Annotated in this window: 14 protein-coding genes; 7 read left to right on the forward strand and 7 right to left on the reverse strand. The window is 59.5% G+C overall.

The features are described 5' to 3' along the window. Positions 1-792 precede the first annotated feature (792 nt). The 5 genes from A6A03_RS13155 (at position 793) to A6A03_RS13175 (ending at position 6,147) form a co-directional block, all read left to right on the forward strand. A complete protein-coding gene (locus A6A03_RS13155) occupies positions 793-1,200 on the forward strand; it encodes a cupredoxin domain-containing protein (protein WP_066789152.1) in 408 nt (135 codons plus the stop codon). 297 nt (positions 1,201-1,497) lie between these two features. After that, on the forward strand, positions 1,498-1,953 hold the full coding sequence (locus tag A6A03_RS13160) for a TetR family transcriptional regulator (RefSeq protein ID WP_245668979.1): 456 nt from the start codon (positions 1,498-1,500) through the stop codon (positions 1,951-1,953). Then, positions 1,950-3,287 (forward strand): MFS transporter, encoded by a 1,338-nt coding sequence (locus A6A03_RS13165; RefSeq protein WP_066789154.1) that lies wholly within the window; start codon positions 1,950-1,952, stop codon positions 3,285-3,287. Before A6A03_RS13160 ends, A6A03_RS13165 begins: the two co-directional genes overlap by 4 nt. After that, positions 3,284-4,708, forward strand: a complete 1,425-nt coding sequence (locus A6A03_RS13170; protein WP_066789157.1) for a pyridoxal phosphate-dependent decarboxylase family protein — start codon at positions 3,284-3,286, stop codon at positions 4,706-4,708. Before A6A03_RS13165 ends, A6A03_RS13170 begins: the two co-directional genes overlap by 4 nt. A gap of 53 nt (positions 4,709-4,761) precedes the next feature. Further along, entirely contained in the window at positions 4,762-6,147 is a 1,386-nt protein-coding gene (locus tag A6A03_RS13175) for a dipeptidase (RefSeq protein ID WP_245668980.1), read from the forward strand. Here the strand turns inward: A6A03_RS13175 and A6A03_RS13180 are convergent. From A6A03_RS13180 to pufB, 5 genes are all read right to left on the reverse strand, one after another. Then, positions 6,144-7,403, reverse strand: a complete 1,260-nt coding sequence (locus A6A03_RS13180) for a geranylgeranyl diphosphate reductase (RefSeq protein ID WP_066789163.1) — start codon at positions 7,401-7,403, stop codon at positions 6,144-6,146. The genes A6A03_RS13175 and A6A03_RS13180 overlap by 4 nt on opposite strands. Positions 7,404-7,433: 30 nt before the next feature. Next, positions 7,434-8,357 (reverse strand): chlorophyll synthase ChlG, encoded by a 924-nt coding sequence (gene chlG / locus A6A03_RS13185; protein WP_245668981.1) that lies wholly within the window; start codon positions 8,355-8,357, stop codon positions 7,434-7,436. 185 nt (positions 8,358-8,542) lie between these two features. Continuing rightward, on the reverse strand, positions 8,543-9,787 hold the full coding sequence (gene puf2C, locus A6A03_RS13190) for a cytochrome c-554 Puf2C (protein ID WP_066789170.1): 1,245 nt from the start codon (positions 9,785-9,787) through the stop codon (positions 8,543-8,545). A gap of 249 nt (positions 9,788-10,036) precedes the next feature. After that, positions 10,037-10,207, reverse strand: a complete 171-nt coding sequence (pufA, locus tag A6A03_RS13195) for a light-harvesting protein (protein ID WP_015941356.1) — start codon at positions 10,205-10,207, stop codon at positions 10,037-10,039. A gap of 33 nt (positions 10,208-10,240) precedes the next feature. After that, positions 10,241-10,402 (reverse strand): light-harvesting antenna LH1, beta subunit, encoded by a 162-nt coding sequence (pufB, locus tag A6A03_RS13200; RefSeq protein WP_066789172.1) that lies wholly within the window; start codon positions 10,400-10,402, stop codon positions 10,241-10,243. A gap of 304 nt (positions 10,403-10,706) precedes the next feature. On the opposite strand from pufB, the gene A6A03_RS13205 reads away from it, so the two are divergent. Further along, complete coding sequence (locus A6A03_RS13205) at positions 10,707-12,455, forward strand: ABC transporter ATP-binding protein (RefSeq protein ID WP_066789176.1); 1,749 nt, start codon at positions 10,707-10,709, stop codon at positions 12,453-12,455. A gap of 62 nt (positions 12,456-12,517) precedes the next feature. Next, entirely contained in the window at positions 12,518-14,302 is a 1,785-nt protein-coding gene (locus A6A03_RS13210) for an ABC transporter ATP-binding protein (RefSeq protein WP_066789179.1), read from the forward strand. A gap of 81 nt (positions 14,303-14,383) precedes the next feature. On the opposite strand, the gene A6A03_RS13215 is transcribed toward A6A03_RS13210, so the two are convergent. Next, entirely contained in the window at positions 14,384-15,571 is a 1,188-nt protein-coding gene (locus A6A03_RS13215) for a hybrid sensor histidine kinase/response regulator (RefSeq protein WP_066789183.1), read from the reverse strand. Next, positions 15,568-18,195, reverse strand: coding sequence for an ATP-binding protein (locus tag A6A03_RS13220; protein WP_066789187.1), 2,628 nt, complete (start codon positions 18,193-18,195; stop codon positions 15,568-15,570). Before A6A03_RS13220 ends, A6A03_RS13215 begins: the two co-directional genes overlap by 4 nt. Positions 18,196-18,308 lie beyond the last annotated feature (113 nt).

An 18,308-nucleotide genomic window follows, 5' to 3' on the forward strand; every position in this document is an offset into this window, starting at 1 on the left:
TTCAGGGCCGGGCGCCCTCCTCTCAGGTATCGTTCTCGCTGACGCAGGAGATTGCTGCGGGCGCTGCGCGCCCTCGCAATGACAGACCCCTATCCCCCGTGCGATGCCGTAAAGTCCCGTGCTGCGCTCCCCATCACCCCTCCCCCAGCGGGGGAGGGGCAAGGGGTGGGGGCATCAGCCCGCGCAGCGGGCTTCGTAAGCCTAGCCCGGCCCTTCAGGGCCGGGCGCCGGAGATGTGCTGCCCGTCCTTGAACTCCCACCGTCAGGTGGGAGAGGGGGTCGGGGGGTGAGGGCCAGCCCGCACAGCGGGCTTCGTAAGTCTAGCCCGGCCCTTCAGGGCCGGGCGCCCTCCTCTCAGGTATCGTTCTCGCTGACGCGGGAGATTGCTGCGGGCGCTGCGCGCCCTCGCAATGACAGTTGGACGCGCGCCCTGTTGCGCACCGGTTATTACGATACGAAACTATTTTGATATATTCGGATATTTATATATTCAGATGACGCTTGACAATAGTGAGAGATTCGGGTATATTCATCGCATCGGTTCCCGATAAACAAAAATAGATACATTTTGCGATAGAAGAGGGGCAGCTCATTCCGATCGGTGAAGACAATTGATCTTCGCCTGATTTGGTATTCGATACACCGCTGCCTCTATCGCAAGGAGGATCAAGGCACTATATCGTGAGGGTTGGCCGGCCCTTGCTCGCGGTTGCATGCGCTCAAACGGTTCGTCGTCTTGCGTTATGAGGCCGTTCGCGTCGATATCTGGCATTTACCGCTGAAGGGGGAGGTATGAAGTATTGGTTGCTGCTGATCGTGCTGTCGCTCGCGTTGTTTCCGCTCACTGCCTGTAGCCGTCGCCAAACGCTGGCGACCGTGATCGATGTGGTGATGACCGATTATCAATACGAACCAAAAGAAATCCTGATCCCGCCGGGTCAAGAAATAACGCTCAATATTACCAATAAAGGCGCTGTCGAACATGAATTTGTGATCATGAAATATGGTACGACGATCGGTGAAAGTTTTGGTAGTGAAGATGAAGATAATATTTATTGGGAGATCGAAGTGAAATCGGGCGAGACGGTGAGCGTCACCTTTACTGCCCCTGAGCAACCCGGCCAGTACCAATTTGTGTGTGGCATCTTAGGTCACTACACCGCCGGCATGGCGGGTAAATTGCAAGTCGTGCAGCCGTAGTCAGAGGGGTACCGCGCCGCTGTGTCACTAGGGTACAGCGGCGCAGCGCTGCTACTGGCGCCATAGCTCTTGACATGCGTTGCCTATCCTCCTATACTAGCCATATTCCATGAAACGATTGATGACATGCGATGACGCAATGATGCGCTACATTCCGGTCAGCAGCCAACTTGAGCGCACCCGATGCTGTGCCATAGGCAAGGAGCCTGTGACAGCATGGTGTTGTGCTTGGGGATCTACATTCCTCCACTTGGCGCTGCGTGTGTAAACGCCATTCTATGTTGGAAATCTAGCGTTATGGAACAACCCGCTGACACGATGCCGAGCGCCGGACGCATGTTGGCTGCGGCAACGGCGCTGTTTGCCGGCTATGGCTATCACGGTCTGTCGATGCGGGTGTTGGCTGCTGTCACTGGTCTCAATGTTGCTACGATCCATTACCATTTTGGCAATACGCTCGATCGCTACCGCGAGACGCTGGCGCTCGATCTGTTGCAACGAGCGCAGACTGCCGGTGCCATCGCGCCGGCTGTGCCCGATCTGCGCCTCATCCTCCCCAGCTTTCCGTGGATCCGCTACGGCTACGTTGCCGGTGGCCCGCTCGATCCAGCCGGAACCCGGCGCGATCCCGCTGATCCGGCCCGCGTGGCTGCCTTGAAGCAGTTTTTGCACCTGCCCGGCTGCTCGGTCTGCCCGATCCGCCGGCTGCTGATGAGAGCGATCGCGCCTGATCGAGAGAGGACGGAGGCATGAACCGGCTGCTGCGCTATATCACCTATTCGATGGGCAATTTCGCGAACACCATTGCCTATCAGGTCTTTGGCAATCGCATCCAGTTTTACTATGTCGATATTCTTGGCTTGAATGCAGCGGTGGCCGGGATTATCTGGACGATCTATGGCCTGTGGAATGCGATCAACGATCCGTTGATGGGCCAGTTGTCTGACCGCACTCGCACGCCGATGGGGCGCCGGGTGCCGTATGTGGTGTTTGGCGCTGTGCCGCTGGGTCTGGCGTTTTTCTTTCTCTGGACGCCGCCGGGCCAGTCGCCGTGGCTGCTGGCTGCCTATTTTCTGGTCATTCTCTTTATTTTCGATACGCTCTATAGTTTGACCATTATTGCCTACAATGCGCTCTTTCCCGAAGTCGCGCCCAATTTGCGCGCGCGGATCGATCTGTCGGCGACCCGCGAAATTTTGGCGACGATTGCGTTGCTGCTGTCGTTTATTCTGGCCCCCATCCTCGCCGAACAGGTGGGTTACGTTTGGATGGGTGCGATCATGGGCGGATTGGTTGGCGCCGGTTATCTGATTGCGATGATCGGCGTGCGCGAGGATCCAAGCAAGATCGGGAATGATCAGGTCAATTTGTTGGCGGCGCTGCGCATCACGCTTGCCAGCCGGCCCTTTCGCTGGTTTATCGGCGCTAATATCGCTAAAGAGTATATCTGGCTGGCGCTGGCGGCGATGTTGCCTTTTTGGCGCAAATATGCCCTCGGCATTCAAGGGCCGGTCGAGGTGGCTGGCATTCGGCTCAGCGGTGGCGATGCCGAGGCGCTCTTGCTTGGCATTCCGATTGTGTTGACCATTCCGATGCTGTTGGTGTGGCGGCCAATGGTGGCCCGCATCGGCCCGCGCCGGTCATGGATCATTACCAGCCTCTGCTTTATTCCCGGTTTTATCACCATGATGCTGGCGACCGATTTTCTCACCGGCTTGATCGGTACGCTGCTGGCCGTGCCGGGATTGGCTGGCTCGATGTTGATGCCGTTCCCGCTGATCGCCGAGGTGATCGATGACGATGCTGCCCGTCACGGCGCTCGCCGCGAAGGGATCTTTTTCGGTATGAATGGCGGTATCACTAAGTTGGCGTTTTCGGCCCAAGGCGTGCTCTTCGCCACTGTGCTCTCGCTGGCCGGCTATGTCGCCGGCAGTGACTTCCAAACCGAGAGCGCCATTTGGGGGATCCGGTTTCTGATCGGCGGCACGACGATCATTGCTGCGTTGGTGATCGTCGTTTGTATGTGGAAGTATCCGTTGCAACGTGCAGCGAAGGTTGAATTGGCGCCGGAAAGGATTGTGCCGTGAGTTTTCCTGCCGAAGGGTTGCCTCCTGCCGAGATTCTGGCTGCGTTGCGCAGCTTCAAGACCACCGATCTCGATTGGCAGCGGGGCCGGGTGTGGGCATATATCTATCAGCCTGATGAAGCGGCCACTACGTTGATCGAACAAGCCTATCTGCTCTATTTGAGCGAGAATTGTCTCGATCCGACCACCTTCCCTAGCACGGCTCGCCTTGAGCAAGAGGTGGTGCGGATGGTGGCCGATCTGCTTGGTGGCGATGAGCAGGTGTGCGGCAATGTGACATCAGGCGGTACCGAGAGCATTCTGCTGGCGGTGAAGACGGCCCGCGATTGGGCGCGGTTGCACCGGCCTACACTCGATCAGCCCGAGATGGTGTTGTCGCGCACGGCTCATGCCGCATTCCACAAAGCGGCCCATTATTTGGGGGTGAAGCCGGTGATCGTGGATTTCGACCCCGCGACCTTCACGGCTGATGTGCAGGCGATGCGATCGGCAATAACCGATCGCACCATCTTGTTGGTAGCGTCGGCTCCGTCGTATGCCCAAGGCGCGCTCGATCCGGTGCCCGCTATTGCGGCGCTGGCCCAAGAATACGGCTTGCTCTGCCACGTTGACGCTTGTGTCGGCGGGATGTATCTGCCCTTTTTGCGCCAGCTTGGTCGTCCGATCACGCCGTTCGATCTGAGTGTGCCGGGGGTAACGTCGCTTTCGGTTGATCTCCACAAATACGGTTACGCTGCCAAAGGCGCGTCGGTCATTCTCTACCGCAATCGCGCGCTGCGCCGCTGCCAGTTGTTCGCTTCGACCGACACCACCGCTTATACCCTGATTAATCCCACTGCGCTCAGTTCGCGTTCGGCCGGTCCGCTGGCGGCGGCGTGGGCCTTGGTGCATTATCTTGGCGCAGCCGGTTATCGCCAGATGGTGGCGACGGTGCAGGCCGCAACTGAACGTCTGATCGCCGGTATTGCTGCTATTCCCGGCTTGGAAGTGCTTGGCCAGCCGGTGATGAGTATGCTCGCGGTGGCTTCGCCTACGATCAATGTCTTCCAACTGGCCGATGCGCTACGCCGGCGGGGGTGGTATGTGCAGCCGCAACTGTCTACGCCGCATTCGCCGCGCAATATTCATCTTTCAGTTTCGTATGGCGTGGCCGGGCAGGTTGAGGCGCTGCTGGCCGATCTGGCCGCCTGCGTTGCCGAAGCGCCCCAGTGGCCGCCTGTCAATCGCGAGTTGGTCGAGATGGCGGTTGCCATCCTCTTACGCGACCGTTCACCGGCGGCGTTGCAGCAGCTTTGGCAAGCGATTGGATTGCGCGCCGGCGAGCTGCCCGCCGAGATGGCCCTGATCAACGAGGTGCTCGATGCGCTGCCCGATGCTGTCGCCAACGAGCTCGTGATCGATGTGTTCAATACCTTGTTTTAGGGTGCAACCAACCGCAAAGCGTCGCCTATTGTCGAGCACCTGAGAGGAGCAGCATGATGACCTCAGCCAAGACCGCTCTTGCCTATCTTGCCGAGCACCGTGCTCGCCATCTTGATGACCTGTGCGAATTCCTTAGCATTCCCAGCGTGAGCATGGATCCGGCTCATCGCGCTGATATGAATCACGCCGCTGAATGGCTAGCCGCCTATCTCCGCCAGATCGGCATGCGCCACATCGAAATCATCACCGAGGGCGGTCTACCCATTGTCTACAGCGAATGGCTCGGCGCTGCGGCAGCGCCTACCCTGCTTATCTACGGCCATTACGACGTTCAGCCGGCCGATCCGCTCGCCGAATGGCGCACACCGCCCTTTACCCCAACGATTATCGGTGACAACCTCTACGCGCGCGGCGCTTCTGACGATAAAGGGCAGGTGATGGCCGTGATTGCCGCCCTCGCCGCGTGGTTGCAAACGAGTGGCCGGCTGCCGGTCAACGTCAAATTGCTGATCGAAGGCGAAGAGGAGGTCTCTAGCACTGCGCTCCACCGCTTTGTCGCCACGGCTGCCGAGCGGCTGCGCTGCGATGCCGTGCTGTTAGTCGACTCGATGATGCTCAGTCCGCAACAGCCGCTCATCCTCTACGGCACGCGCGGCAACTGCTACCTCGAAGTGACGGTGCGCGGCCCGGCGACCGACCTCCATTCGGGCACCTTTGGCGGGGTGGTAGACAATCCTTTCAATGTGCTGGTGCGCCTGCTGGCTGCCTTGCAAGACGGCGACAGCCGGCGCGTGTTAGTGCCCGGCTTCTACCACAAGGTGCGCGAGGTTGATGATGCTGAGCGCGCATTGATTAACCAACTGCCGGTGAGCGAGCAGGCGTGGCTGGCGTTGACCGGCGCGCCGGCGTTGGCCGGCGAGAGCGGGTTTACCGCACTCGAACGGGCCAGCATCCGCCCGACCTTCGACATTCACGGCATCGGCGGCGGCTTTACCGGGCCGGGGAAGAAAACGGTGATCCCAGCGCAAGCGACCGCCAAGCTCTCGATGCGATTGGTGCCCAATCAAGACCCGCATGAGATTGCTGAACTCGTGCAGACGTTTTTGCAGCGGCTCGCGCCGCCGAGTGTCACGCTCACGGTTGCGGTGCTAAGCGCCTCGCATCCGGTGCTGGTTGATTATCGCCAACCAGCCGTACAAGCCGCTTCGGCAGCCTTCGCCGCTGCCTTTGGCAACCCAGCAGCCTTCTCGATCGGCGGCGGCACGTTGCCGATTGCGGCGACGTTTCAGACTTGCTTACACGCGCCATTGATTATCACTGGGTTTGGCCTACCCGATGACAACCTGCACGCCCCCAATGAAAAAATCTCGCTACCGTGCCTGTTCGGCGGTAGCGAGATGGTCGCGCACTATCTGGCTGAATTAGCTGCTAGCACCTAATCAGCCGCCATGACCCGTTCCTTTTCAACCACCGTCAAACCGAGCTGTTCGCGCACCGGCGTGCGCGGGCGGGCGTAATTGCGCACCTCGCTGGCAATAATCTCGGCGGTCATGCGCAACTGGGCCAGCCACGGCGCCGGGGCCATCTTTTTGTGCATGTAGCTGTCGAAGGTCAGCCGCTGCACATCGTAGTTGCGGCACATTTCGGTAAAGACCTCCATCTGCCGCTCGTTGCCATAGCCCCAGATCTGCAAGAAGCGCAGGAAGCGGTACATAGTGCCGTACTGCTTCCACCAGCGCCGTTCGTAGTGGCGCAAATTGGCTGCGCTCGGCGCGTCGAGGTACTCGGCCAGCGTTTGCGCCGCCATCTGGCCGCTCTTCATCGCCCAATAGATGCCTTCACCCGACGTATGCACCACCAGTCCAGCCGCATCGCCGATCAGCATGGCCCGGTCAAACGCCATGTGCGGGCGCGGTTCCATCGGCAGGGCGTGAGCTTCGCGCAGAATCACCTGCCCGCCATCGAGGGCCGGGCCAAGCCGCCGTTTGAGATTGGCTAGCAACTGCTTGGCTGCCGAGCCATGGCCGGGGCCAGCGCCAATCCCGACCGCGATATGGTCGCGTTTGGGGAAGGCCCATGCGTACAGGTCGGGGCTGACTTCACGGCCAAGGTACAGGTCAGCCGTCTCTTCCCAGCGCGCCATCTTGGCGGGCGGCAACTTGATTCGCTCTTGCAGCGCCACTGCCCGCGGCAAGTTGGGCAGGCCGAGGAATTTGGCCGTTGGCGAATAGGCGCCGTCGGCCCCGATCACCACATCGGCCCACACCGAACCCTCGTGGCCGGTCGGGGTTCGGTACGTCGCCACCACCCCGCGCCGGTCAACCCGCAGGCCGGTCAATTGGGCGTGGATCAGCTCAGCGCCGCGTTCTTGAGCGCGCTGGCGCAAAAAGCTATCGAACACCTCGCGCCGCACCATCGCCACATAATCATCATCGCTCGGAACCGTCCCCGCCACCGGGACGTGGGTCTCTTGGCCGGAGGGGGATACGATCAGACACTGGCGCACCTTGCGGTCGATCAAGCTGGTTGGCAAATCAAATTCGCGGAAGGCCGCCGGCGGCACCGCACCACCGCATGGTTTGGCCTTCACCAGCTCTTTCTCGATCATGATGGTCTCAATGCCAAACGACCGCAGCGTAATTGCCGCGGTCGCCCCGCCCACCGATGCGCCAACGACGAGAACTCGTGGTGCCATTCACATCACACTTCTAGGGGCTTATGCCCATCACGCCGCCAGACCGATCGCCGCCGCTAGCATGCCCCAGACGTAGAGCATAATGGCGGTCGCGTTGAAGAAGACCTCGTTGTTTTCTGGGTCGCGGATGAAGCGCGCATTGGGAATGCTCTGCGCCGCCAGCAAGATCAAGACCACGGTGGCTGCAACCGGGTGCCCCCAATAGTAGAGCAACCCAATCACTGCGATTTGAGCTACTCCCATGGTCGTCACCACCATGCGCGCCGCCATCACCTTGCCGTACTGCACCGGGATCGAGCGGATGCCCATCAGGGTATCGCCCTTGATGCTCTTGAAATCATTGACCGTCATAATCCCGTGCGCGCCGAGCGAATAGAGCAGCGCAATCGTCACGCTCTCGCCGGTCAGCGGGGCAAACGCGGCATGCCCGGCCATCCACGCCAATCCTTCGTACGAAATCGCCACCAGCGCATTCCCGATCCAGCCATTGCGTTTGCCGCGTACCGGACGCAGGCTATAGGCCAGCGCGAAGACCAAGCCGAGAGCGACAAAGAACGCGACGTTCCGGCCAAGGAAGAGCGCGATGCTCGCCCCGATCCACGTCAAGATGGCGGTCAGAATATAGACGTGGCGCAGCGAGACTTTGCCCGAAGGAATCAGCCGGTGCGGCTCGTTAATCGCATCAACCTCGCGGTCGGCGTAATCATTCACGACCTGCGACAAGCCGCACAACACCGGCCCAGCCATAAACATACCGAGCAGCAAGCGTCCGATCGACTCATTCCATCCGAGCGCGCCGCTCGCGATCGCGCCGCACATAAATGCCCATGTCGGCGCAAACCACGTGACCGGCTTCATCAATTGGATAGAACGGGTGAACCACGCATAGCGCGGTTGGGGCTGGTCAGTTAGTGGCAGCGACGGTGGAGGAGTCAATCCGGTGTGGTCGCTCATGTCGCTCATAACGAGTGCTCTCTAGTTCAGAAGCGGCGGCGAACGATGTTCATCACCAACACCGCAGCCTGCATACCGTTGGCAGCCAATCAGTATGCGAAACGTATGCGCCATTGCGTCTTCGCGCCAACCCATTGCGAAGGTAGGGACAGCCGGGGGCGTCAGTGCGCCCCCGGCCACTACTGTCAACGTCCGCGGATCTGTGGCGGCAAAATCACCACGCCAGCATCGTTGTTGGGGATGTTGGCTTGATTAATCGAGGCCAGCGGAATACTGTTGCCGCGGTGGCAGGTATAACAGCCGGGCACATTGTAGACCTGCCCGTCACCGAGCCGCTGGTACGAATAGCGGCTCGCGGCATCGCGCCCAGTCGGCACTTCTGGCTTGCCGATCGCGCCGTACTTCGTCCAATTCTCGGCCAGCCACGTAGTCAGCAACAGCATGCGCTGCGCCTTCAGCTTATTGTAGGCATACTCCGGATTGAGCACATTGTCGCCAGCCGGATTCAGCTCATAAGCGACAAAATTGCGCGAGTTGTGGCAGAAGGTGCAACCAACCCCCAGTGACCATGCATTGTAGTTCATCACATTCTGGTTAATGGTCACTTGATCCTGAGTGCGCCCGCCATCATAGGTTAACGCCAGCGAACCGCGCCCGCTTTCCGGATCGGCCGGATCAAATGGCTTCCAGACCTGATAATTGTAGACGTAATAGAGCACCGCGTCCTTCAGCAGCACCTGATCACGGATCGCTTCCGGCTTGAGGGCTGGATCAAGGATGGCTTGGCCATTGGCATCAAGCGGATCAACGGTCACCTTAATCGGTGGAATCGAATTGATAAACTGGGCGCCGAACGACTCCATATTGACGGGAGCGTTATTGTGGCAGGTGGCGCACTGAACGTAATTGCCCTTCCAGTTGGGCAAGTTGACGATGAACTGCGCATTCACGTCACGGACGAGTCGCAGCATGTTGCGGGCGGCAATCTTCTGCGGATACTCATCGCTGGCGAAGTTGTTGATGTTGTGGCAGTACTGGCAGCCAACACCCAGCGCGCCCGATACATACTGCTGCATGTACGTCCAAACTTGCGCCGAATTCATGCCGACCAGTACCTGCACATTCACGGTGTTGGGGAACTGTTGGATCCACGCTTGGCCGGCTTGCACGCCTTCGTTCCATGCTTGCAGGCCCAACCAATTCTGCCGGCCATCGGTGGGGGTAACCGGTTGCGATTCGGTGATAACCTTGATGCCATCGCTGGGGCTCCAGCGCGCGCCAGCCGTCTGCGCTGCCGCCCGCTGTGCGCGGCCCAATGTCAGATCGTAGACCCACCAGAAGGTGGCCGTGGTAATGACTGCGACAATAATTCCCACCGCCACCGAGACAACGATCGCCAATTGCCGATCACTTGGTCGTGACGATTGCATGGGTCTCTCCTGCTCCAGATCGGCTGCCCGACGAGGCCGGCGCCGATGCAAACGTGAGATCGCGGCGGAAGGGCTACGCCGCCCGTCACTTCAATCCTGACCTTTAGTATACACGAATTGGTTTAGAAGGTCAATTTTTTATCTATGTGCAAAAAGCGTAGATTCCCTGCCGCTTGCGAACAACAACCGCCAGCAGAGACGCTGCTGGCGGTTGCCGTCTCACGCGAGCCGTGGCCGGCCCGCCATCGATCAGATCCCGAACAGCGCGCGCGCTGTGCTCAGCAACAGAGCGCCGCCCGAATCCGACAGCCAGTTGTACTCGGGGCTGCTCAGTACGATGAAGTGAATGAGCAACGCCACCACGAAACCGAGAATGGTAAAAATGACGATATTCGTCCGCACCGGGCTGCGAGGCTGCATGAATTGTCCCTCCTCACACTATACGGCCATTGCTTAGGGGAGCCACGGCTTCCACAGATAGACCAGCAAGTGCGCGATCACCGCGATGGCGCCGAAGCCGTAGAACGACTTCACCACGATGTCATGCAGCAGCCAGTCCTGATTGTTGAACAGAGAACGCCATTTCGGTGGAACCAGATCGTCATCGTCGCGCATGGGCGAACCTCCACTCTTCTGCTACCAACACGACTTCCTTTGACACCCGGCTAGTCTTCCACAAAGCTTCCGCTCTCCTCTGCGCCCTTCAGCGGCGTTTGGTGAAGACCATGCATCAGTGGTGTGTTGCCTAAATTATATAGAAGTCAACGAAAAATGTCAATCCGTTGCTTTTAAGAAAAAAGACAATTGTAGGTTGCGATTTGCGTGGCGTAGCGCAACTCGCTTCCACCTTGCGACTGACGACACCCGGTTGGCAATCTTTTATACTGAAAAGACGATATTTGCTTTGTCAGGAGTTGCTATGCCTCACCTGCGCCTGCTGGTTCCTTATCTGCGCCGTTACCGCCGCCGGCTACTGCTCGGCGTGCTGGTCGCCGCGCTTGGCGCAGCGGTCAGCGCCCTTGCCCCGCTCGTCTTGCGCATGGCGGTGGATAGCGTTGCCAACGGCCATATCTCCCCGCCGCAGTTGCTCTGGTTTGGCGGCGCCTTGATTGGCTTGGCTGTTATCGACGGCGTGATGAAATTTGCCCAACGGATGTTGATTGCCGTCACTTCGTACTATATCGAGAACGATTTGCGCGCCGATCTGTTTGACCGCTTGCTCAGTCTTGATCAGGCGTTTTACCATCAGCACTACACCGGCGATTTGATGGCCCGCATGACCAACGATCTCAGCGCGGTGCGCCAGTTTCTCGGCCCCGGTCTCAATGGCGCGGCGACCGCCTTGCTGACCTTTCTGGCCGCGGCAGTGCTGATGCTGCTCGTCCAACCGTTGCTGGCGCTGATTGTGATCTTGTTGTTGCCGCTCGCAACGGTTCTCTTCGTCGTGATTGGCAGCCGGATGCGCCAGATTTTTCACCGCGTGCAAGATCAGTTTGGGGTGCTGTCAACCCGTGCCCAAGAAAATTTTGCCGGTATTCGCACGATTAAAGCCTTTGCTCAAGAAGAGGCCGAAGTGGCTGTCTTTACCGCCGATAACGAACGCTACCGTGATCTGAATCTGCGCTATGTGCTGCTCTCTGGCCTGTTGTGGCCGGCTATGACCCTCTGTCTCGGTCTGATTGCCGCGCTGATCTTGCTGGTGGGTGGGCGGATGGTGGCTGCCGGGACGCTGACGGTCGGTGAGTTGGTGCAGTTTAATGCCTACTTGGCGCTGCTAGCCTTCCCGATGATCATGCTGGGGTGGATGGTCAATCTGTCGCAGCAGGCAATCGCTTCGCTCGAACGGCTTGGTGAGGTGTTGCGCCGCCAGCCGGCGATTGCGTCGCCTCCCGTGCCGCGCCAGCCCGCTGGCCACGGCGCGATCGAGTTTCGCAATGTAGGCATCCGCGCTGATCATTCCGCCGATCACTGGTTGCTGCGCGATCTGTCGTTTACTTTGCCTGCCGGCAAAACACTGGCGATTGTCGGCGCTACCGGCGCCGGTAAGACGACGCTGGTGCATCTGCTGGGCCGGGTGCGTGACCCTGATGTGGGGCAGGTGGTGGTTGACGGGGTTGATGTGCGGGAGTTGGATCTGGCCGCGTTGCGCCGCATGATTGGCTATGTGCCGCAAGAGAGTTTTCTGTTTAGCATCCCGCTGCGCGATAATGTTAGCTTCGGCGTCGAGACGATCGATCCTGCCCGGCTGGAACACGTGATTGCCGTGTCGCGCCTTGTGAACGATCTTGACCAGTTTCCCGGCGGGTTGGCGACGATGGTGGGCGAGCGCGGCGTGACCCTGTCGGGCGGCCAGAAGCAGCGGGTGGCGATTGCCCGCGCGCTGATGCGCGATCCGCGCATTCTCATTCTCGACGATGCGCTGAGCAGTGTTGACACCCATACCGCGGCCCAGATTCTGGCCGGGTTGCGCGCCGAAATGGCCGGACGCACCACAATTATCATTGCCCAACGGATCGCCACCGTGCGCGACACTGATCAGATAATCGTGCTCGATGAGGGCCGGATCGTCGAACAAGGGTCGCATCAGGCGCTGTTGGCGCTGAATGGTCGCTACGCCGCGATGTATCGCCGTGAGTTGCTCGCCGCCGAACTCGAACGCGAGGAGTAGGGATACAGTAGGGATACAGCGCCGCTGTATCCCTACGAATACGAAATATATCGGAGTTGCTGATGTCACACGGGTTTGATGACGATACCATTCTTGGCAAAGCCTACGATGGCCGGCTGGTGCGCCGGTTGGCTGGCTACGTGATCCCGTACTGGGGCCGGTTGAGCGTTGCCATCGTGTTGTTGATCGGTGCCATTTTGACCGATCTGCTGCCGCCGTTGCTCATCCAGCAGGCGATCGACGGCCCGATCAGCACCGGTGCGGTTGATGGCGTCTGGCCCTATTTCGTCGCGTTTCTCGGCGCGCTGGTGGCTAACTTCGCTTTTCGGTACAGCCATTCCTATTTCATCAACAGCGTTGGCCAGCAGGTGATGAAAGACTTGCGAGTGGCGATCTTTCGCCACATTCAGCACATGAGCCTGTCGTTCTTTAACCGCAACCCGGTGGGTCGCTTGATTACCCGCATCACCAACGATGTCGATGCGCTCAACGAGTTTCTCACCCAAGGCGTGGTGATGATCGTGGCCGATCTGCTCACCCTGATCGGGATTATCGTGGTGATGTTTGCGCTCAACTGGCGGTTGGCCTTGATCAGCATCGCCACCTTGCCGGTGCTAGCGGTGATCGTTACAATCTACCAGCGGTTCATGCGCTCGGCGTACCGGCTGGTGCGGCAGCGGCTGGCCCGCATCAACGCCTTCCTGAGCGAGCAGATCAGCGGCATTTTGGTGACGCAGCTCTTTAACGGCGAAGGCCGCAGCCGCGCCGCCTTTGCCCGCCTGAGCGACGATTATATGCAGGCCAACATTCGCTCGGTCTTGATCTTTGCCATCTTTATCCCGTCGGTCAACCTCTTGGCGGCAATCGGTACCGCAGCGTTGCTGTGGGGCGGCGGCAACGGGGTGCTGGCCGGTTGGGCTTCGCTTGGGATGCTGGCGGCCTTTATCCAGTACCTTGAGCGCGCGTTTCAGCCGATTCGCAACCTCGCCGAGCGGTATACCGTGCTGCAATCGGCGATGGCTTCCGCCGAGCGAATCTTTGCCGTGCTCGACACCCAAGCCGAGGTGCGTGATCCAGCCCATCCCCGCGCACTGCCTACGCCGGTGCGCGGCGAAATCGAGCTGCGCAATGTGGTGTTCGGCTACGATCCGGCGGAACCGGTGCTGCGCGGGATTTCCTTACATATTCCTGCCGGCCAATCGGTCGCCATCGTCGGTGCGACCGGCGCCGGCAAGAGTTCGTTGGTCGGCCTGTTGGCGCGTTTCTACGATGTGCAATCAGGGAGCATTACGCTCGACGGCATCGACATCCGCGAGCTCGCGCAAGCCGAGTTGCGCCGCCATATTGCCGCTGTGCCGCAAGACCCCATCTGTTTCAGCGGGACGATTGCCAGCAATATTCGCCTGCACAACAGCGCGATTAGCGACGAGCAGGTGCGTGCTGCTGCCGAACTGGTCGGCGCACACCGTTTCATCGAGCGGCTGCCCGGCGGGTACGAGCACGAAGTGCGCGAACGCGGCGCGAATCTCTCGATCGGCCAGCGCCAATTGCTGGCCTTTGCGCGAGCAATTGCTTTTAACCCTGAGGTGTTGCTGATTCTCGATGAAGCGACGAGCAGTGTCGATACCGAAACCGAGGCGTTGATCCAAGAGGCCTTGGCCCGCTTGATGCGCAACCGCACCAGCATCATCATTGCCCATCGCCTCAGCACCATCCGCCACGTCGATCGGATCATCGTGCTGCACAAAGGCCGGGTGGTCGAAGACGGCACTCACGACGAGCTATTGGCCCGGCGCGGCTACTACTACCGGCTCTACCAACTGCAATTTGCCGACGTCGGGGCATAACACTGCTATGCCTCGACCGACCGGCGCGGGATGGCGACCCGGTATGGCCATCTCCGTCCGTATGAAGTTTGGGTACGGCTGCTATGCCCCGACCGACCGGCGCGGGATGGCGACGGTAAACGCGCTGCCCTCGCCCGGCGCGCTGCGCAACGCGATTTGGCCGCCGTGCGCCTCGACGATATGGCGCACGATCGCTAACCCAAGCCCGCTGCCGGGATGGCCGCGGGCCAGCGAATGGTCAACCTGATAGAAGGGGAGAAAGATCTTTTCGTGTTCGGCGGGCGCGATCCCGATACCGGTATCCTCCACCCGGATAATTAAGCGAGTTGGCTCATCGCGCACAATGAAGCGCACCTTCCCGCCCGGCTTGGTGTACTGGAAGGCATTATCGAGCAAGTTGCGCACTAAATGCTCAAATGCTGATCGATCAACCTCAATCGGTTGGATGTCCGGCAGCACTACATCGAACTGCAACTGCGCTTGCGCGGCACGCTCGCGGAACATTGCAATCAGTGGCCGCAACACGTCAAGCGGCTGCAAGGCCACAAAGTTGAGCGAGCGGCTGCGGATCTCTTGAAAGTAGAGCAAATTGTTGAGCTGGCGCGCCAAAATCTCGCCGCTGCGCCGCATCACGCGCACTGCTTCTTCTTGTTGCGGATTGAGCGGGCCGAGCATGCCGCGATCAAAGAGTTCGAGATAGCCAAGCAGCGAGGTGAGCGGGGTGCGCAATTCGTGCGAGAGGGTGGCGAGGAACTGATCTTTGAGCCGGTCGAGGTCTTGCAGTTGGGCATTGGCGAGCGTCAATTCCCGTACCCGCGCTTCTAGCCGCTCAACTAGTTTTTGGTTATACGACCGCAGCAGCTCGGTCTCCATCGTTTCCGGCAACCGCTCACGCCTGCCATCGATAAATTCGGCGATTTGGGCCGGCAGCGCGCGGGCGTCGATCGGTTTGCTCAAATACCCGTCACACCCTGCCACCAAGGCCCGCTCACGCGAACCCGGCGATGCGTCGGCGGTTAAGGCAATAATTGGCACGCCGTGCATATGCGGCAGCGAGCGTAGGCGCGTCGTCGTTTCGTAGCCATCGAGGCCGGGAATACCAAGATCGACCAACACGAGCGCCGGATGGCTCGTGCGGGCCAGCGCCAACCCGTTTGGCCCGTCTTCGGCAATCACCACCTGATAGCCGCGGGCGCTGAGCACGCGCTGCACTAGCCGCTGGTTATCCGGGTTGTCTTCGATGTACAGAATCTGTGCTGGCTGGCTCATGGCATTACGACATTGGCCCCAACCGGCGCAGCAAGCAACGCTGATTGGGCGACGGGTAAGGTGAAGGTGAATGTTGACCCAATGCCCGGTGTGCTGTCAACCCAGATCCGGCCGCCTTGCGCCAGCACCAGCTTGCGGGTGATTGCCAACCCAAGCCCTGTGCCGCCGAGGCGTGAACGCCGGCCATGGATCTGCACGAACTCGCCAAAGATATCTTGTTGCCGTTCGAGCGGAATGCCGATCCCGGTGTCAGAGACGCTCACCGCCACGTACCGCTCAATTTTACCATCGCCGTTGACTTCATCGTACAGTTGCGCGCTTACTGTAATAGTACCACGTTCGGTAAATTTGATCGCATTCGAGAGCAAATTAAACAGAATCTGGCGCAATCGGTCGCTGTCAGCCGCTACCATGGGCAGCGTCGCCGGCAAGGCGTTGCGCAGTATAACCGGACGGTTGCGCAACAGCGTCTGCACCGTGTCGCACACTTCGCCAGCCACCTGTTGCAGATCAACCGTACTAATCTCAAGATTCAGGTGACCGGCCTCAATCCGGGCCAGATCGAGCAATTCATTGATCAAGTGGAGCAAGAAGCGCCCGTTGCGATTGATGCTCTGCACATCTTCGCGCTGGGTCGGCGTCAACGGCTGGTCGGTATCGTCGAGCAAGACGGTCGAAAAGCCGATGATCGCGTTCAGCGGCGTGCGCAATTCATGGCTGATGCTGGCGAGGAAATCGCTCTTGCGCCGGTCGGCGAGTTGCGCCCGTTCGAGCGCAGCGCGCAGCTCTTCGGTGCGTTGCGCTACTTGTTGTTCGAGGTCGTTGTACAGTTGCACGTTCTCAATTGTCAGACCAACCATGCTGGCAAAGGTCAGCAATTGGGCGGCGTCACGAGCCTGCACCGGGCGCTGGCTCAGTTTGTAATCGGCGGAAATAATCCCGATCACCGCATCGTTGCGCCCAAAGATAGGGGCTTGCACATACGACCGGCTGGCCGAAGCGGCCTGCTTGGTCTTATCAACCCGTGGATTATTCCACGGGTTATCGATGATGATCGCCTTCCGGCTGCGCACCACATCCGCTTCGACGCTGCTGCCATCAAGCCGTAGCGGTTTCGTGTTTGCCACCGCGAGAAACTGCTGCGCTTGCGACTCGTTGCCGGGGCCGAATGAAGCGCTGACCGCGCGCAAGACATCGCCATCAACCAGATAGAGCACGGCTCGATCGAAGCCAAATCGTTCGCATACGGCCTTGGGAATCGTTTCGAGCAAGACTGGCCACGAGAGAATGCCTTTCAGTTCGTTCGAGACGGCATTGAGGGTGGCCAATTGGCGCGCGTTTTCTTCGAGTTCGGCAATCTTGCTCTGCAAGGTGTCGGTCATGCGGTTAAAGGCATCAACCAACTGCCCAATCTCGTCGCTGCCGGCAGCAGGCAGGCGTTGAGACAGATCGCCGCCAGCGACCGCTTGCACACCCTCGCGCAAGACGCTGATCCGGTTGGTGAACGAGAGCGAGAGCAAGAGGCCAAGCATACTGATGGTAACGATAATCATTAGCAGCACCGCCACCAATTGGTTCCACAGCCGGCTCTGGCTCTCGCTGAGGCGCTGGCCGGTGGCAAGCGCAGGGGCGTCGATTTCATTTGCCGGAACGATCAGAGCCACACTCCAGCCGGCAGTGGTAATCGGCGCAAAGGCAACGTAGCTCGCCTGATCCTGCTCTTGGATCAACTGCACCCCTGATTGGCGGCCAACCATCATTTCCGCCACAGCGCGCAGATCGGCATTGGTCGAATCGAGCAAGTTCTCGGTGCGGTACGGTTGATCCCACCGCACATCAGCTTGCATATCCGGGCGCACAATCACATCGCCATTGGTGTTGATCAGCAGTGCATACCCGCTCGAACCAACATCAACGGTGAGCAGGTCTTGCTGGATGGTCTTGAGCAAGAGATCAAACGCGACGACCCCGATAAACCGGCCCTGCCGGTCGTAGAGCGGGCTGGCGCAGGTCGTGGCGAGCAACCCGGTATTGGCATCAACGTATGGTTCCGTCCACACTGTTGCGCCGGCGTCGCGCGCTTTGAGATACCACGGGCGCACTCGTGGATCGAACGCTTCGAGCGTCAGTAGTTGGTCAATGACTGCTTCGTTGTCAAACGCGAGAATGCCGCCCTCTTCCAGCGCGATGTATCCAATGTTGACGAGCGGATTCTTCGCGACCATTTCGCGCAAGATAGGGATCATCTGGCGCACGTAGGCCGCTTGATTGGCGTATTGGCGCAGCAGGTCATCGGTAGGGCGCGGCGCGACCCACACCCGGTCGCTGCTGAAGACCGTAACCGGCATGTTGTAGCGATCGAGCGCGTATCCCGCCACTGTTTCGACTTGCTGCTGCACGCTCATCAATGCCGTATCGTACAACTGTGCTTTGTCAGCGGCGCGCTGGCGCAAGTTGGCGGTGGCTTGTTGGCGGAGACCGTTCGTGCCTTCGACCACTGCCGTTTCGCGGGCAATATTCAAACTGCTCAGTCCGAGCCAGCCGACGATAATCAGCGGGGGTAGGGCAAGACCGAGCAGCAACAGCAGGATTTTGAGTTGGATGCTTGAGCGAATGGCGTTCATAAACGCTGGCAAGTATGGCGACGAAGCTCAGAGCACGGTTTGGTTGACTGGTTAATTAAACCTTTATGTATGGTAACAGAAGTTGCCCCAATCAGCAATTGGGCGCAGATGAC

The sequence above is a fragment of the Chloroflexus islandicus genome (assembly GCF_001650695.1).
Taxonomy (GTDB): domain Bacteria; phylum Chloroflexota; class Chloroflexia; order Chloroflexales; family Chloroflexaceae; genus Chloroflexus; species Chloroflexus islandicus.

What these genes read in the sequence shown, in the direction of transcription:
- A6A03_RS13165 (WP_066789154.1), top strand. Translation starts at nt 1,950, where the DNA reads ATGAACCGGCTGCTGCGCTATATCACCTATTCGATGGGCAATTTCGCG.
- A6A03_RS13220 (WP_066789187.1), bottom strand. Translation starts at nt 18,195, where the DNA reads ATGAACGCCATTCGCTCAAGCATCCAACTCAAAATCCTGCTGTTGCTG.
- pufA (WP_015941356.1), bottom strand. Translation starts at nt 10,207, where the DNA reads ATGCAGCCTCGCAGCCCGGTGCGGACGAATATCGTCATTTTTACCATT.
- A6A03_RS13180 (WP_066789163.1), bottom strand. Translation starts at nt 7,403, where the DNA reads ATGGCACCACGAGTTCTCGTCGTTGGCGCATCGGTGGGCGGGGCGACC.
- A6A03_RS13155 (WP_066789152.1), top strand. Translation starts at nt 793, where the DNA reads ATGAAGTATTGGTTGCTGCTGATCGTGCTGTCGCTCGCGTTGTTTCCG.
- A6A03_RS13205 (WP_066789176.1), top strand. Translation starts at nt 10,707, where the DNA reads ATGCCTCACCTGCGCCTGCTGGTTCCTTATCTGCGCCGTTACCGCCGC.
- puf2C (WP_066789170.1), bottom strand. Translation starts at nt 9,787, where the DNA reads ATGCAATCGTCACGACCAAGTGATCGGCAATTGGCGATCGTTGTCTCG.
- chlG (WP_245668981.1), bottom strand. Translation starts at nt 8,357, where the DNA reads ATGAGCGACCACACCGGATTGACTCCTCCACCGTCGCTGCCACTAACT.
- pufB (WP_066789172.1), bottom strand. Translation starts at nt 10,402, where the DNA reads ATGCGCGACGATGACGATCTGGTTCCACCGAAATGGCGTTCTCTGTTC.
- A6A03_RS13210 (WP_066789179.1), top strand. Translation starts at nt 12,518, where the DNA reads ATGTCACACGGGTTTGATGACGATACCATTCTTGGCAAAGCCTACGAT.
- A6A03_RS13215 (WP_066789183.1), bottom strand. Translation starts at nt 15,571, where the DNA reads ATGAGCCAGCCAGCACAGATTCTGTACATCGAAGACAACCCGGATAAC.
- A6A03_RS13175 (WP_245668980.1), top strand. Translation starts at nt 4,762, where the DNA reads ATGATGACCTCAGCCAAGACCGCTCTTGCCTATCTTGCCGAGCACCGT.
- A6A03_RS13160 (WP_245668979.1), top strand. Translation starts at nt 1,498, where the DNA reads ATGGAACAACCCGCTGACACGATGCCGAGCGCCGGACGCATGTTGGCT.